At 33.9% G+C, this 17,336-nt stretch carries 11 protein-coding genes and 1 pseudogene; 9 read left to right on the top strand and 3 right to left on the bottom strand.

Translation table 11 applies throughout. The annotated features are described in order from the left end of the window. Positions 1 to 81 precede the first annotated feature (81 nt). From miaB to ABWU24_RS02940, 3 genes and pseudogenes are all read left to right on the top strand, one after another. Positions 82 to 1,399: pseudogene (gene miaB, locus ABWU24_RS02950) on the top strand (tRNA (N6-isopentenyl adenosine(37)-C2)-methylthiotransferase MiaB). Between the two features lie 429 nt (positions 1,400 to 1,828). After that, a complete protein-coding gene (gene ileS, locus ABWU24_RS02945; RefSeq protein ID WP_341815497.1) occupies positions 1,829 to 4,999 on the top strand; it encodes an isoleucine--tRNA ligase in 3,171 nt (1,056 codons plus the stop codon). Between the two features lie 44 nt (positions 5,000 to 5,043). Continuing rightward, complete coding sequence (locus tag ABWU24_RS02940) at positions 5,044 to 7,806, top strand: hypothetical protein (RefSeq protein ID WP_341815496.1); 2,763 nt, start codon at positions 5,044 to 5,046, stop codon at positions 7,804 to 7,806. On the opposite strand, the gene pheT is transcribed toward ABWU24_RS02940, so the two are convergent. Next, positions 7,803 to 10,142 carry a phenylalanine--tRNA ligase subunit beta gene (gene pheT / locus ABWU24_RS02935; protein ID WP_353274406.1) on the bottom strand — a complete coding sequence of 780 codons (2,340 nt, stop codon included), beginning with the start codon at positions 10,140 to 10,142 and terminating at the stop codon, positions 7,803 to 7,805. The two genes, ABWU24_RS02940 and pheT, sit on opposite strands and share 4 nt — an antisense overlap. Before the next feature lie 112 nt (positions 10,143 to 10,254). Further along, a complete protein-coding gene (locus ABWU24_RS02930) occupies positions 10,255 to 10,542 on the bottom strand; it encodes a hypothetical protein (RefSeq protein WP_341815494.1) in 288 nt (95 codons plus the stop codon). Between the two features lie 237 nt (positions 10,543 to 10,779). Here ABWU24_RS02930 and ABWU24_RS02925 point away from each other — a divergent pair, with 237 nt between their 5' ends. Genes ABWU24_RS02925 through ABWU24_RS02900 form a run of 6 tightly spaced genes read left to right on the top strand, consistent with a single transcriptional unit; the run spans position 10,780 to position 15,315 of the window. Next, positions 10,780 to 11,505 (top strand): F0F1 ATP synthase subunit A, encoded by a 726-nt coding sequence (locus tag ABWU24_RS02925; RefSeq protein ID WP_341815493.1) that lies wholly within the window; start codon positions 10,780 to 10,782, stop codon positions 11,503 to 11,505. Between the two features lie 60 nt (positions 11,506 to 11,565). Beyond that, the gene (locus ABWU24_RS02920; protein ID WP_143689781.1) at positions 11,566 to 11,787 is read left to right on the top strand and encodes a F0F1 ATP synthase subunit C; all 222 of its coding nucleotides are present in this window, start codon (positions 11,566 to 11,568) and stop codon (positions 11,785 to 11,787) included. A gap of 10 nt (positions 11,788 to 11,797) precedes the next feature. Further along, positions 11,798 to 12,277 carry a hypothetical protein gene (locus ABWU24_RS02915; protein ID WP_341815492.1) on the top strand — a complete coding sequence of 160 codons (480 nt, stop codon included), beginning with the start codon at positions 11,798 to 11,800 and terminating at the stop codon, positions 12,275 to 12,277. A gap of 7 nt (positions 12,278 to 12,284) precedes the next feature. Beyond that, the gene (locus ABWU24_RS02910) at positions 12,285 to 12,761 is read left to right on the top strand and encodes a hypothetical protein (protein WP_341815491.1); all 477 of its coding nucleotides are present in this window, start codon (positions 12,285 to 12,287) and stop codon (positions 12,759 to 12,761) included. Positions 12,762 to 12,766: 5 nt separating this feature from the next. Further along, positions 12,767 to 14,338: a glycosyltransferase family 2 protein gene (locus ABWU24_RS02905; protein ID WP_353274404.1), complete on the top strand. Its 1,572-nt coding sequence runs from the start codon at positions 12,767 to 12,769 to the stop codon at positions 14,336 to 14,338. Next, positions 14,320 to 15,315: a COX15/CtaA family protein gene (locus ABWU24_RS02900; RefSeq protein WP_341815490.1), complete on the top strand. Its 996-nt coding sequence runs from the start codon at positions 14,320 to 14,322 to the stop codon at positions 15,313 to 15,315. The genes ABWU24_RS02905 and ABWU24_RS02900 overlap by 19 nt, the downstream gene beginning before the upstream one ends. On the opposite strand, the gene ABWU24_RS02895 is transcribed toward ABWU24_RS02900, so the two are convergent. Then, a complete protein-coding gene (locus ABWU24_RS02895) occupies positions 15,298 to 17,277 on the bottom strand; it encodes a biotin carboxylase N-terminal domain-containing protein (protein WP_341815489.1) in 1,980 nt (659 codons plus the stop codon). The genes ABWU24_RS02900 and ABWU24_RS02895 overlap by 18 nt on opposite strands. Positions 17,278 to 17,336: the final 59 nt, after the last annotated feature.

Below are 17,336 nucleotides of genomic sequence, written 5' to 3'. Positions count from 1 at the left end.
GTCAAGCAATCTTTATTGGCTGTTGTACTAGAATTCAGTTTTTCCTATAATTTGCTAGGATTTATATGAAGAATTTTTAATATGAAAGGCCTATACATTAAAACTTACGGCTGTCAGATGAACGTTTATGACTCTGTTTTAATGGAGAATATAGTTAAGCCTCTAGGATTCAACATTGTTAGTGATGTAGAACAAGCTGATTTGGTGATATTGAATACTTGTCATATTAGAGAAAAGGCAGCAGAAAAGCTTTACTCAGAGCTTGGAAGAATCCATTCATCACAAAAAAATAAGGAAATTACTATAGTGGTGGCCGGGTGTGTGGCTCAAGCGGAGGGAGAAGAAGTGTTCAGAAGGGCTCCTTTTGTTGATATTGTTGTTGGTCCGCAGAGTATTGCTGCTTTACCGGAATTGATAGTAAAAGCAAGCAGAAGTAAAGGTCATGTAATAAATACTGATTTTCCAGAAGTTGCGAAGTTTGATAAATTGCCAAATGAATGTTATGGCAATAGTCAAGGGTTTTCTGCGTTTCTTGCCATACAAGAAGGTTGTGATAAATTTTGTACGTTTTGTGTGGTGCCTTACACTCGCGGGGCTGAGTATTCACGACCAGTAAATGAAATATTCCGTGAAGCATTGAAGTTAGTTGCAAATGGAGCAAAGGAAATTACTTTGCTTGGTCAGAATGTCAATGCTTATCATGGGGAGTGCGGAGGAGAAGTGTGGGATTTAGGAAAATTAATTAGTCACATTGCTAAAATTGAAAACCTAGAAAGAATCCGCTACACAACTTCTCATCCAAGAGATATGCACGAATCTCTCTACTTGGTACATGCGGAGGAATCAAAACTCATGCCGTTTGTTCACCTACCTGTGCAGTCAGGTTCGAATAAAATATTGCATGCAATGAATAGAAAACACACGGCAGAGGAATACTTGGGAATAATAGACAGATTGCGCAAATTGAAACCTGAAATTGAATTTTCTTCTGATTTTATCGTTGGTTTTCCTGGAGAAACTGAAAAAGACTTTGAAGAAACTATGAAATTAGTGGAAAAAGTAAAGTATGCTCAGGCTTATAGTTTTAAATATAGCCCAAGACCAGGTACGCCGGGAGCAGAAAGAAAAGATCAAGTACCAGAAGAGATTAAAACAGAGCGCCTTCTTCGTTTACAAAAATTAATTAGTGAACAACAATTTGAGTTTAATAAAAGTATGGTAGGCAAGACTATTCCTGTTCAGTGATAAAAAAGGCAAACATCAAGCTCAAATTATTGGCAAAAGTCCATATATGCAATCAGTTTGCATTGATGATCCTGAAGGGAAGTACGGAGATAAAATAGTAAATGTAAGAGTGTTGGAAGCTCGGCAAAATAGTTTATTGGGATGTGCTGCCTAATTACAAAAAAGTGCTCCTGCGTTCTTGCGCAGAAGCGCTTTATGTGGTTTTTTCAAGTTATCTAGGTTTAATACTTAAAGAACTACAACTCTGTGTTACGCAATCATACGAGATTTGATATAATAGATTTGCGGGATTTTTTTTCTTTTCCCACTGATAGCGTATTTTTTCAATCTCTCCAGAATTCTTGTATTCATAAGAACGCGATCCCCAAATAAAGCTGCTTTTACTATTGCTTTTGTTAGCATTATGAAATTTCTGATAAGGCCAACTGTTATTGTCTTTATTCATCTTTAACTTAAGTAAATAAGTCTGATTTATTAGTATGCTGTATAATAATGTCAATACCTTTTTATGTTTATAGAAATAGAGTTTTTGAATTTGTAATTTTCCAAAAAGTTCTATATTCTTTAACTTTATCCAGTCAGAATGAATATGAAGCATTATCCTGATACAAGCAGTAGTCCTGATTTTTCATTACTAGAAAAGGAAATCATAAAATTTTGGCAGGAAAATAAAATTTTTGAGCAATCAGTTGAGAAGCGTTCTAAGGATAATTGCTTTGTATTTTATGATGGGCCTCCGTTTGCAAACGGGCTTCCGCATTATGGACATTTACTCACTGGTTTCATCAAAGACGCATTTGCAAGATATCAAACCATGCTGCAAAAAAGAGTTGAACGTAGATTTGGTTGGGATTGCCATGGGCTACCGGCTGAGATGGGCGCGGAAAAAGAACTTAGAATATCTGGCAGAACTGAGATAGAGAAGTTTGGCATTGAAAAATTCAATAATCATTGCCGTACTTCTGTGATGCAATTTTCATCAGAATGGGAGAAGTATGTAAATAGACAAGCAAGATGGGTAGATTTTCACAATGACTATAAAACCATGGATAAATCATTTATGGAGTCGGTCATGTGGGCATTTAAGCAGCTTTATGATAAAGGTCTGGTGTATGAATCAATACGCGTTGTTCCCTATAGTTGGGCATGTGAAACTCCATTATCTAATTTTGAGACAAGGCTTGATAACGCATATAGAGAAAAAACTAGCAAAGCTGTAACTGTTGCGTTTGAACTTTTAGAAAATCCAAAGCAATTTAAACAAAAATGTAAATTACTTGCTTGGACTACAACGCCTTGGACATTGCCGAGTAACCTTGCACTGGCAATAGGAAAAGATATTGAGTATTGTGCAATGTTAGTAAATGGTGAAGTCTGCATCTTTGCTGAAAGTTATTTAGAGAAATTTGTCGGCCACTGTGAACAAAGCAATATTCAATATGAAAACTGTAATACAAAACTTAAAGCGAGTGATCTTGCAGGTCTTTCCTATAAACCACTGTTTGATTACTTTAAAGATACAAAAAATGCATTCCGTGTTTTCAGTGCTGATTATGTTACAGCAGAAGACGGCACTGGTGTTGTGCACACTGCTCCTGGATTTGGTGAAGAAGATTTTTACCTTTGCCAAAGCCATGATATTCGAGCTGTTTGTCCAATTGATAACGGTGGGAAATTTACTGCAGAAGTTTCAGATTTAACAGGAGTTCATGTTTTTGATGCCAATGATACAGTAATAAAAAAATTAAAAGAGCAGGGGAGTTGGTTTAAGACTGAGCAACATATTCATAATTATCCTCACTGCTGGAGAACTGATACTCCTTTGATCTATCGCACTATGCCTTCTTGGTACGTTGCTGTGACAAAGTTCAAAAGCAGAATGGTAGAGCTAAATAAGAGAGTTAATTGGATGCCAAATCATATAAGAGATGGTCAATTTGGAAAATGGCTTGAAGGAGCGCATGACTGGTCTATTTCACGCAATCGATTTTGGGGTACGCCAATTCCTGTGTGGAAATCAGATGATGCAAAATATCCAAGAGTGGATGTATATGGTTCGATAGCAGAACTAGAGCAAGATTTTAATGTTAAAATAGATGATTTGCACAGACCATTTATCGATACTTTAACAAGACCAAATCCTGATGATCCAACAGGAAAATCAGTTATGCGTCGTGTGCCTGATGTGTTTGATTGTTGGTTTGAGTCTGGCTCGATGCCGTTCGCGCAAATTCACTATCCGTTTGAAAATAAGGAGTGGTTTGAGAGTAATTTCCCTGCGGATTTTATTACTGAATATATAGCACAAACAAGAGGATGGTTTTATACGCTTTTTGTGCTTTCCACTGCTTTATTTGATAGTGAGCCATTTAAGAATTGCATATGCCACGGTGTGGTTCTTGATGTGAAAGGTCAGAAATTATCCAAACGTTTGAATAATTATGCAGATCCAATGGAGGTTTTTGACAAATATGGTTCTGATGCGCTGCGTTTTCTTATGCTATCTGGTTCCATTGTTTGCGGTGGTAATTTACTACTCGACAAAGAAGGAAAATCAATACGAGATATTCTGAAGGACGTAATAAAACCTATTTGGAATAGTTATCACTTTTTCACTATGTATGCAAATGCAGATGGGATTAAAGCTGAAGTTTGCAAGGACTATAGAAGTACTATTGATCGTTACATGATTTCCAAATGTTTTGAAGCTGTGGAAGGTATCCAAGCTTCTATGAACAACTATAACTCCCAGGAGGCTTGCAAAATCCTGACAGATTTCTTTGAAGTGCTAAATAACTGGTATATTCGTCGCAGTCGCGAGCGTTTTTGGAAAAGTGACTTAGATCAAGATAAAACCGACGCTTATAATGTTCTGTACACAGTTTTTTATTACATGCTTCGAGCTGCAGCTCCTTTGTTGCCACTCATAACAGAGACTATATGGCAAGGGCTTAAGTACAAAGAAACATCTGTTCATTTGTCTGATTTTCCACAATCAGATAGATATGACAGTGAATTCATTGCCAAGATGGATTTGGTAAGAGAGATATGTAACTCTGCATTATCCATCAGAAATACGTTTAACATGCGCATCAGGCAGCCACTTGGCAGTATGACCATTTATCATAGGTCTTCCTGCGATTTCCTTGAAAATGAATATCAAGAGATAATAAGAGATGAGGTGAATGTAAAAGAACTAGAAATAGTAAGTGAGTTGAAAGAAGTTGCGTCACTAGAGCTAAAACTAAATTTTCCGCTACTTGGTAAGAAGGTTGCAGATAAAATCAAGAAACTAGTTCAATATGTCAAAGAAGAAAAGTGGAGACAAATTGAGAATGAGCAAATATTTCTGGGAGATGAAACAGAGAGCTATACTATAGAAAAAGGTGAGTATGAACTATTGTTAAAAGCAAATAGTGAATATTCTTCTGTATTTGATAACAATAAAGGGATTGTTGTTCTGACTACTGAGCTCAATGACGAACTAATTCTAGAAGGACTCGCAAGAGATGTTGTGAGGCTTATTCAAGAAACTAGAAAACAAGCTGATTTTCATATATCAGATAGAATCAGAGTAATAATTAAAGCAGAAGATGAGAAAATTAAGGAAGCAATAACTACATGGAATAAATATATAAAAGAGCAGACCCTTGCCTTATCTTTGGACACTAATAAAGAGATCGAGGCCGATTTCTATTCTAAGGAATACCAAGGTTTGACAGTTGGTATTAAGTTAATAAAGTTGCAAAATTAGTAATGTTTATGCTATACTTAAATTGCTTTAAGTAGGGTGGTGATATGAATCAAGTTGTTGCAGATGGTCATAGAGAAGTTATTGATTTAAATAACAACAGTGATGGTTTAGGTAAAGTAGAATCTATTTTTAATGTTGCTTTGGAAGAGGAAGAAGAGTTTTTTGATGCTATGGAAGATGTTTCTAATGTAGAAGAAGGGAATGATTTAGGTCTTGCTAATTCAGAAGAGGGAGAAGAATTTTTTGATGCTATAAGTCAGCAAGATTGGTTAACTAAACAGGTAGCTGCTTTTAATGTTCCACTCAGTATATTTCATTATAAAGATTACAACTCTGACTTTTTTACTTCCTGGTATAATATATCAAGTAGAATATTTAAAGAGATAAACAGAGCTTGCCCGGAGAAAAAAGTATTAAATTTAGCTCTGTCAGTTTTAATGCTTCCTTATATTGCTTTTGTTGCAATGGGGTTAGTCATATACAGTAGATTTAAAGCAGACAGCAAGACACAAGAAGGTGTAGTGGAAGATAAGGCAAAAAAGAGTGAAACAAGTGTATCGAGAAGATTTGCATACGGTGCTCTTGCTGCAATAGCAATTTTTGTTAATGTGACTGTGCTTGTAGCCTTAATTGTTCCTGCAACAATTGCTTTGGCTACTTTTTATCTTTTAAATAGAGAGTTATCTCACTCTTTAGTTGCTGTTCTTAAAATAAGTATGGGGCGATATTCTAATAAGCACCAAAATATTGAGATATCTTTTCATGAAACGGGGTTTCCTGAACCAAACATTACATGGGATATGGAAATAAAATTTCCACCGCAATTTAAACAACTGCTTAGAGATTTATGTGAAAATGGAAATGATAAATGGTTTAGTGTGAAGCCGGATTTAGAGCATAATATCATACTGAAATTATCAGCTAGTATCAATTTAAACAATGGTCTTAAGCCCTTGCATAATGAAATTAAGAATGTGATTGCAACTTCAATTCAAGAATTCGCAAAAACTATGGAAGAGCTGGTGAAGCTAGAAAAAGAAGAGATTACACGTGATAAATTGAAGGAATTATTGAACGAATTCAGGTTGAAAGTGATGAGTAGTATAGGTTCTAAGTTGACAACTCACTTAATAGAAAATGCTTATCAAGTTGCCTTTATACAAGCAATTAAGTTTCAGCAGAATAGACGGGGAGAAGATTTTTCGCTGGAAGATGAGCTAAAAAATACTTTAGTGAAGCAGAAGTTAGAAAGTCAAGGTAAGGAATTACCAAATGAGAAAGAGATGATAATAAAGGATCTAAAAGAAGCAGGAGCAAAAGTGCCAAATGCCCTAGACGATAGTGAGCTTCCTGTATTTAAAGCAGAATGGGAGCGACTTATACAAGAAGGGAAAATAACTAGGAAAACAATAATTGATGTTTATAAGGATACAGATCTTGGAAAAACAGAGGAAGTTCTGAATGATGCTAAAGAAATAATTAAAGATTTAAAAAAACAAGGACAAGTAAGATATACTGGGATACATGAAAAGCTGAAAGCAGTATATAATGAAGGAAAAAACAACTTAACAAACGATGATTTAAAAAGGAAATTAGAAGGTCTTTTTAAGTTCGAGTATGGTGATCAAGAAGTTGAGCGAAGGCTAGTAAAATCAGTAATGAAAAAAGCAAAGGGTGAGTTAGGCCTATTAGGCATGCTAAGCTTAATAGACCAGTTTCGAGATTTAGAAGAGGAGATAAAAGGTCCTTTGAATGGGGAAAGTTTAGAAGAAGCTTCAGGTAAAGTGAATGATTTTATAGCAAAGATGTATTTAGAAATAACGAAACGTAAAACACAAGATTTGTTTAAAAGTCAAGCAAAGGGTATAGAGAATTCATGTAAGCTGTTAGAGGAAAAGGAGCCGGATTTAGTACAGAGGATTAATGTGCACCGAGTGAAAATTGCAGAATGCTTAGATCAACCTATATCGTTAAGAGAAGTAATAGAAGAAAGTGAGGATTTAAATAAGTACTTAGAAGATGAGAGAAAGAGAAAAGGAGAAAAGCATCCAAGTACAAAATTAATAGAGAAGCACTTGAAAAATAACCAAGAAATTCTGAAAGCATTAAAACAGTTAGAATTAGAAGAAAAAGGATTGTTGATAAATGAAAAAACAAAAAATGATTATAGAGAAAAACTGGAATCTCGTGAAAAAATAAAATTTGCAATAATAGAAGATGCTTTACTTAAAGCATTCGAGCATGAAATTTTTGATGAAGAAGCAATTAAGAAGTTATTAGAGGAAGCGGAACTTGAGTACTACTTGGCAGAAAAGTGCATAAAAAGTCCTGTAATTAAAATGAAAGATAATATCAAACACTTTTATCAAGATTTATTGTCTCCTCTAGTAGATAGATTAGCAAATCTTATAATAAATAATGTACCAAAAGATAATGAGAGTGGTTTGTGGAGGATTTGGAACTCTCTCAAAGTTGGTTTTAATTATAATGTGATTGGATGGTCAGCTACTGTAAACAAAGATAATAGCACAGAAGGGAAAGCATTGAGTGTGGCACATGATACTCATAAGGAAGTAGAGACATTTCTTCAACATTTTCAATCAAGTTATGAAGGAGTTGGAGGCTTTTTAGGCAATTTATTTTCTGATGATGGAACGACATTTAAAAGTGATGTGTGGCCTCAAATAGAAGAGCATTTGCATGGAATGTGGGATAGATTTTTCAAAGATATTGAATTCAAGATAGGAAATAAATTGGATGAAGTAAACGTGACACAGCAAAATCAGGAAACGGCGGTTACGGCTTAATGATGAGCTCTCAAAGTTCCTTCAGTATTTTTACACACTAAGTTGACTATCATATTTGATTCTTTTTGGATTTCCTCTTCAGTTAAAGTGTGAGTTGGAGAGCAGAAAGTAACTGAAAATGCTATAGACATCTTATTCGATTCTATATTATTTCCATGATATACATCAAATATCAAAACTTCTGTGATGAGCTCTGAGCTTTTTTTCACCATATTGATTATACTACCTGCTGCTACATCTTTATTTACAATAAATGCAAAGTCGCGTTTTACACTTTGATATTTATAATCGATAAATTTTTTTCTACTTATAGGTAAATTTTCGATATTTTCTAATATCAACTCAAAGCCTACAATTTTTTGTTTGATGTTAAAAAAATCCAATATACTCGGATGCAATTCTCCAAAACAACCAACTATTTTACTTCTAAAAGATAAGGAGCCTGATTTTCCTGGGTGATAATATTCTTTTTCTGCTCTCTCTATTGCTAAATTATCACAATTGACATTAAAAAGTTCCAAAGCTGTTATGAGGTCAGCCTTTGCGTCAAAAATATCTATTTTTCTATCAGTGTTATAGTGGTTTTTCGGCGAATTATTTCCTGATCTAATTCCACTTAAAACGTACTTAGATTGAGCTTCGTTATTATAAATTGGCCCAATTTCAAAAATTGCAAAATCAGGTGTACCATGGGCAGTATTATCTGCAGTAACTTTTAACAAATTTGGTATGATGCTTGGTCTCATTATATTAAAGTCATTATTAAATGGGTTGTCGATAATAAATAATTTATTCAAGTAACCAAACTTCTTAGCTGTTGATTCACTCATAAAAGACCAAGTTATCACTTCATGAAACCCTCTGCTTGTCATTAAAATGCGCAAATCATCTTGTGTCTCTTCTTCTACTGTAACGTCTTCTGCTAGTTGCTCTTCCTTTATTTTATCATAGCCGTATATTCTTACTACCTCTTCAACTAAGTCAGCAGGTATGGTTACGTCCGGTCTCCAGCTTGGTACTTGTACATCCCAATTGCATTCAGTTTTTTTATCGATACTAAACCCTAGCTTTGTTAAAATATCAAATATCTCATTAGGTGATGCATATACACTTCCAAGTTTGTTTACGTTTTGATAATCAAAATTTACCTTAGTATCAGCTTTATTTAGATTGCCAGCAGACACTACACTTGACACTTCTCCACCACATAAATCCAAAATCATTTTGGCTGCAAGATTGATTCCATCAAAGATAAATTCAGGGTCGACTGAACGTGCAAATCTGTAACTTGAGTCTGTGGAGATGCCTAGCTGCCTTGAAGATTTAGTGATAGAAATAGGGTCAAACCAAGCAGACTCTAAAAAGATTTCGGTAGTCTCAAGAGTGCATTCACTGTACTTACTACCTATAATTCCAGCAATTGCATGAACGTTTTTATCATCAGAAATAACACTTATGTCTTTATTTAATGAGTATTCTTTACCATTTAAACCAATAAATTTTTCTCCGTCGTTTGCTTTGCGTACTACAAGCTCTCCTTCTATTGTTTTTGCATTATATGCATGCATTGGGCGGTTAAAGGATATCATGATGTAATTAGTAATATCAACTATTGCAGAAATGGAGCGCATTCCTATCGATTCCAATTTATCTTTTAACCATTTTGGGCTCTCTCTATTTTTTACATTGGTGATGTATATTCCACTAATAAAGCTCTCCCCGTCAGTAACTTTGACGTTTACTGGTGAATTTATAGAGCAGGCAAGTTGTGGAATGTTTAAAGCCTTTAACGTTCCAATTCCAGTTGCTGCTAAATCTCGAGCTATTCCATATAAGCCTAAGCAATCTCCACGATTTGGAGTGATGTTTATGTCAATTACAGGATCGCAATTGGAAAATTTATTCCCTACTTTATAATCATCAGAAAGCTCAATGATTCCTTCACTTTCCTCTTGAGTCAGCGAAAGCTCAGAGGCAGAGCAGAGCATCCCTTCACTTAGCACTCCTCGTATTTTTGTAGGCTTAATTGTAAAGTCGCTTTCTGGCAATGTGCTACCAAGAGATGCAAGTACAGTTTTCATACCTTCTCTAACATTGTTTGCTCCGCAAACTATTTGTAGAATTTTGCTTCCATCATTTACTTTACATAATTTTAATTTATCAGCATTTGGATGAGGTACGACTTCTAATACCTCTGCAACGATAAACCCAGTCAATCTGGAATTATCGATCACATCTTCTACTTCTAACCCTATATGAGTTAATTTATCGGTAATTTCTTCTAAACTAGCATTGGTTTCTAAGTGCTCTAATAACCAAGATAATGTGAATTTCATGGATCTTTAAAGAAACAAAAAAGTTATTGTAATATAAAATGTAGTGCTTTTAAAGCTTGTTGTAGTGGAATACTTCTACATCATAAACAATGATGCAGAAGCTTTTGTAACTTTATATCTTCTTCTGAAGAGAATTGATCTTCTCTATATCACTTTTTAAATCTATCTCCGTAAAGAATTTAAGATTCATATTGTGGTTATCTGCATAGGCATCATAAATGTAACCATCAATAGTTAAGTTTCCTATCATATTATGGCTTTCATCTAGTATTTCGCTTCCTATTTGATAATGGCCAGTATATTCATTAAAGGAACAATCTGTCAATTTGATGTATCCGTTGCCAAGTTCCTGCTCTAAATTTAAAGGATGATTAGTGTTAATAAAATCTATTTCGTTCATTATATACCTCACTAAAAATTAAATTATAACTAAAATAAGATGTTAAGTCAAGATATTGAACAATTTAATAAGATTAGTAAATTTTAAAATACAAGGCTGACTGTAATTAACACTCTAATTACATATTTTGTTAATGTATCAATGTTATAATAACATAGAGCCTTATCTTAATTCTTGACTTTGTCCTATAAAATTCATACTTTATTTACTGTTGCAGTTTAAGTATACAGGGTCAAAATGGCGTTAAATCCGCTAGAACAATTTAAAGTATATACAATAATAGAACTACCAAAATTATTTGGGTATGACATAAACTTTACCAACTCATCTCTTTTTATGATGATCTCGGTGATATTAATGGTACTGTTTTTGCTCTTTGGAATAAGAAAAGGTGCAGTAATACCAGGATATTTGCAAGCTGCAGTTGAATATGTATATGATTTTGTTGTTTCAATAATAGAAAGTAACACTGGAAGCAAAGGTTTGGAGCATATTCCTTTGATATTTACAGTATTTATTTTCATTTTATCGTGTAATTTAGTTGGTGTTCTTCCTTATAGTTTCACGGTCACAAGTCATGTAATAGTCACTTTTGCTTTGTCGATGGTGGTTTTTACTTATATAACAATTGTTGGGTTTAAAGAAAGGGGAGTAGAGTTTTTACGCATATTGCTACCAAAAGGAACTCCTTGGTGGCTTGCACCTGTAATAATTATTATTAAGTTGTTTGCTTATTTAGTAAGACCGATTAGCCTATCAATAAGGCTTGCAGCAAATATGATTGCTGGCCATACGATCATCAAAGTAATAGCGGGGTTTATCGTAAATATGAACATATTTTTCACTCCTGCACCTTTTTTGTTTATAATTGCACTAATAGGGTTTGAAGTGTTTGTTGCAGTTTTACAAGCTTATATATTTACTATATTAACGTGCGTATATTTGTCAGATACAGTAAAGTGAGTGCTTGACTTACCTGTAGAACATTTTATAATATTATTAAGGAATAGTTAAAGGTAGTATATGGATTTAGTAGCTTTAAAATTTGTAGCGGTTGGTTTGATGGCGTTTGCTATGTTAGGTGCTGGTTTGGGTGTAGCTAATATTTTCTCTACTATGCTAAGTGGGATTGCGAGAAACCCTGAATCGGAAGGTCAAATGAAAACTTACGTTTATGTTGGTGCTGCTATGGTTGAGATTATGGGATTTCTTGCGTTTGTAATTGCGATGATATTAATATTGTAGTGTTTGACACATGCCGCAGCTTGATGTTTCAACTTTCTTTTCTCAAGTTTTTTGGTTTTTAGTTTTCTTCTCTTCGCTTTTTTTTGTAGTAAGTTGTTTATTTTTACCGAAATTAGATGAAATACTAAATACTAGGAGTAAAGGAGTATTGGATTCTTTTAATAGTTCTATTCACCTTTTAAGACTTACAGAAGAGCAAATTGTCAAGTATAATGCAGCTTTAAATCAAGCTAGAGTACGGGCAAAAAAAATCATAAATGATGCATTTGCTCAAGTAGAAGAAATGAGAGCGAATGTTAAGGATATATTGGAAGAGGAAGACAAGAAGATGATTAAACTTGTTGAAGAAAAGGTAGTACAATTTAAATCTAAGTATATTAGTGAATTAAAACAAATGGCTACTAGTATTGCTTTGATTTACTATACTAAGTTAACTAATTCTGAGATTGAAGAGGAATTTGTTGCTGATTTGGTATCCAAAGAATTTTAGGGTTTTTATGTCTACATTACTAGTTATAAGCCTTGCTTTTTTAGTAGGTTTTATCCTCTCATATAAATTGCTAGGGAAGGTAATAAAAAACGCGCTTAACAATAAACGTAACAAAAGCAAGTTTTCAAGTGAAGAAATTGAAAAATTCAGAAAAGATATGTTGGAGTATTACAAAAAATCTTCTGAAAAATACAAAAAATTAGATGCAGAAGTTAACAAAATGATGAATGAAGCACTTGATAAGGCTAATAGTATTATTAAGCATAATAGACAGAAACTCGATCAAACGTTAGATGAAAATGCCCATTCTAATTTGAAGAAAGTTACTGACCAAGTTGAAAAAGCTCTTGGGGATTTACAAGCTAACACAGCGAGTATAGCTGCTGATGCTGTAAAAAAAATAATGCATGAACGTAAAGATGATAAGCGTAGTAGTGAGGTTATATCTTCGTTTTCACGTGACTTGAGCAAAAAGTTGCATTAAGTTTAATGCCTGTACTTCAAACTGATAATGTAGAAAAAATTAAATTTGATTCTAGTTTATGCAAAGAACAAGAGAAACTTTTCTACTATAGGTTTAATATAATTCCTTGGCAAAAATTAAATGATACTACTTTTTTTATGGTTGAAGACATAAGCCAAGATATCAACCTTTGGGTCGAATCTCATTACGGTATTGAATATGTATTAATAAAAGCGAATAGCGAACAGATTTTAAATCTTCTTAACTCGCACTTTGGTATTTCAGAATTCGCAAGTAACTACTTATATTATAAGAATCCTAATTTTTCAGCTAAAAGCATTAGGCTCAGTTCAATCTTTTTTTCCTCTTTTTTTGTTATAATTTCGACTTTAACACTGACAAAAAAATATGCATATTTTGCTTTGGTGTTGATATTTATAATCGGATGTTCTAGTTCTTTATTCAAATTTGTAACTAAAATTTTTGGCTTGCGTAAAATTTCTAACCAAAAAGCAGATTATGATAAGATGAATGAACCTATATATACTATTTTATTGCCTGCTTTTAAAGAGAATGCGGTTATAAAGCAATTGATTAAGAGCATTGAAAGTTTGGATTATCCAAAATCAAAATTAGATGTAAAGCTTGTAATAGAGAGCGATGACCAAGAAATGTTGGCAGCTATAGAAAAATGCACTTTACCACAGTATTTTGAAGTAATAAAAGTGCCTCATTCTCTGCCTAGAACAAAAGCTAAGTCATGCAATTATGCTATGAATTTTATTAGAGGAAAGTATGTGGTAATATATGATGCAGATGACAAGCCAGATCCATTGCAGTTGAAAAAAGCACTCATTGAATTTAATAAGGGCGACGAAAAGTTGGCTTGTGTACAGGCGAAATTAAATTACTATAACTTTGGTTGCAATTTTCTTACAAAATTCTTTTCTCTTGAGTATATGAACTGGTTTCAATATTTTTTGCCTGGATTTCAAAAAATGAACATGCCAATACCTTTGGGTGGTAGCAGTAACCATTTTTCAGTGGAAATTTTAAAGAAAGTGCTTTTTTGGGATGCTTACAATGTCACTGAAGACGCTGACCTTGGTTTGAGATTTGCACAGATGGGATATAAAACCAGGATTATTGATTCAGAAACGTTGGAAGAATCACCAACTACTGTGTTTGCTTGGATCAAACAAAGAGCACGCTGGATTAAAGGTTATATGCAAACTTATATCGTTCATTTAAAAAATATAAAATTACTTTTTAAGCACACTGGGCTTAAGGGGATTTTGCTATTAAACTTTTTTGTTGGTTCCTCAGCTTTTATATTTTTTACAACTCCTTTTTTGTTGCTTTCATTGGTGCTGACTCAAATTTTGAATGAATTATTCTTATATTATTTTATAATAGTATACGGTATTAACTTGATTTTTTTGATAATAGCTATCAGACAACAAAAAATGCCTTTTTATTTTTATATAGTATCAATATTTTTTCCCGTCTATAGTCTACTACATAGCGTTGCAGCTTTTCTCGCTTTGTGGGAATTTGTTATTCACCCTCAGCATGGCTTATGGAAGCAAAACCTGTAGCTATTTGGCTTTTTCTCTGCTCTCTCATGGTGATTTGCATGGTGGGAATTGGTGGATTTACCAGACTTTCAAAAGCAGGATTGTCAATCACGGAATGGAAACCAATTACCGGAACATTGCCACCGCTGAGTGAACAAGACTGGCTAAAAGAAAAATCAAAATATGAAGCTACACCTGAATATAAAGCATTTAACTATGGTATGAGTATGGAAGAGTTCCGCACCATATACTTAATAGAATATGTGCATAGGTTGATTGCAAGGCTGACAGGTTTAGTTTTTATCTTACCATTTATATACTTTACACTAAAAAAAAGAATACCTAAAAATGCAGTAATAAGGTTATCTACAGCACTATTATTTGGAATTTTACAAGCTTTTGCTGGTTGGTATATGGTTAAAAGCGGTTTGGTAGCCAATCCTCATGTTAGTCACTATAAGCTCGCACTTCACTTACTGCTTGCATTGGTTATTTTTGCATTATTGTCATATCAATTTTTTGATTACCAAATCAAACCAAAACAGATAATTAAAATTAATGGCAACATTACATGTTGCATATGGATAATTTTAATCCTAGTTACAATACAAATAATCTTCGGTGCATTTGTTGCAGGGCTAAATGCTGGTTTAATTTATAATACCTTTCCACTAATGGATGGACAAATTGTTCCAGAAGATTTATTTTACTTACAGCCTGCTTGGCTAAATATCTTTGAAAATAGAGTAACAGTGCAATTCATACACCGGGCATTGGCATTGCTGATATTAGTTCTGACAGCAATACTCACAATAAAAAATGCCAGTATAAAACCATTATATGTTATGCTATTCTCCGTCATCATTCAGGTAATTCTAGGAGTAGTCACTTTGTTGCTGCATATACCAATGGCCATTGGTATAGCCCATCAAATGTTTTCGTTTATCTTATTTGGGTCAAGTTTATACTGCTTATGTTATTTAAGAAACCAGATCTAATACCAAATCACCAGCCTGTACATTTTTCCCCTCTGTAACAGGGATATTTTTTATTACCATTTCTGATTCAGCACATATTATATTTTCCATTTTCATTGCCTCTACAACAAACAGAGGTTGTCCTACCTCTACCTGATCTCCAGCATTAACGTATAATTTAACCAATAAACCGGATATTGGAGATTTTACAGCGTCTACTGAAATCCCTTCTGTTTTGTTGTTTAGCATTAATTTGCTTAGTTCAGCTACGTGAGGTTTCAATACACAACATTTAGCTTTCATACCTGCGTGTCTTATAAAGTATTTGCTGCCTTGCCTTTCTATTTTAAGTGCTATATTGGTATCATCATTAATTGTTATATATAACAACCTGTAACTTGGTTTCCACTTACCTACCACGGAGTATTTATTGTGGTTATATACTGTTGTTAATGTGTTATCTTGATATTTTGCATTTACGGAGTACTCATTATCGTCTATTTTCACTATGAATGCTTCATCTATTGACTTACTGTAATACTTTTCCTCATTTTCTAAGTGAACATACAGTGCAATAAAAATAAATATTTTAATATATTCCTCTGTAATAAAATCACCTTGAAACCCGCTAGGGTAATGATCTGGAATGAATCTCGTGTGGAGCTTTGCTGCAATAAAATTTGGATTATGGAAGATGGATTCTAGAAATTCTATGTTGTTTATTACTTCCCCTATATAGCACTCAGACAAAGCTTTTTGCATTCTGCTGATCGCCTCTATTCTATCTTTTCCATAGGTTATAACTTTTGCAATCATTGAGTCGTAGAACATGCTGATTTCTGAACCTGCAGCAACTCCATCATCTATTCTTACATGATCATTTTCATTCGGTTTATCGTAATATTTTATTCTTCCGCTGGAAGGGAAAAATTTCTTTGATGGGTCTTCAGCGCAAATTCTGCTTTCTATTGCAGAGCCAGTAAGTTTAATATCATCCTGATTGAATCTTAATTCTTCTCCGCAGGAAGTTCTAATCATTTCTTCTACTATGTCTATTCCTGTTACGAATTCTGTTACTGGATGCTCAACTTGTAATCTCGTATTTACCTCAAGAAAATAGAAATTTTGGTCTTTATCAACAACAAACTCGACAGTGCCTGCTGAAAAATAGCCAACTTGTTTTGCAAGGGAGACACATTGAGCATACATTTTTTGTCTTACTTCTTCACTAATAAATGGACTTGGAGTTTCTTCCATTATTTTCTGATTATTCCTTTGTATTGAGCACTCTCTCTCTCCAAGACACACTACATTGCCGTATTTATCTGCTATAATTTGTATTTCAATGTGTCTTGGCAGCTCTATATATTTCTCTATAAAAATACTACCATCTTTAAAACTTTTCTCTGCTTCGTTTGTTGCTGATGTAAATGCTAGTTCAATTTCTTTTTTGGAATGTACAATTCGCATTCCTTTGCCACCACCACCTGATGCAGCTTTGAGCATAACGGGAAAACCAATTTCTTCAGCAACCATGGATGCATGGTCAGCGTTTTCGATCTTACCCATATATCCTGGCACTACATTTACTCCAGCCTTTCTTGCCTCTTCTTTTGCCGTTATTTTGTTGGCTGTAACTTCTATTGTCTTTGCACTTGGACCAATGAAATCTATGTTATGTTTTTCCAGAGCACAGGGAAAATCTGGATTTTCCGCTAAAAACCCATAGCCAGGATGAACTGCCTCAGCACCTGTTTCAACTGCTACTTCGCATATTTTTTCGATATTCAAGTAACTAAGATAAGCAGGCGAAGGGCCAATGTGCCTTGACTCATCTGCTTGCTTTACATACACAGAATTTGCATCTGCATCTGAGTACACAGACACACAAGATATGCCCATCTTGTGCGCAGTTTTGATTATCCTGCAGGCAATCTCCCCTCTGTTCGCTACTAAAATCTTACTATACTTCTTTCTTATCATCTTATAAGTATACTTTCTTAAGTTAAGAAAGTAAATTTCTATATTATTGCTTGCAAGTA

This window comes from Wolbachia endosymbiont (group B) of Hofmannophila pseudospretella, assembly GCF_964028515.1.
Classification (GTDB): domain Bacteria; phylum Pseudomonadota; class Alphaproteobacteria; order Rickettsiales; family Anaplasmataceae; genus Wolbachia.
This window is presented reverse-complemented; position numbering and strand designations above follow the sequence as displayed.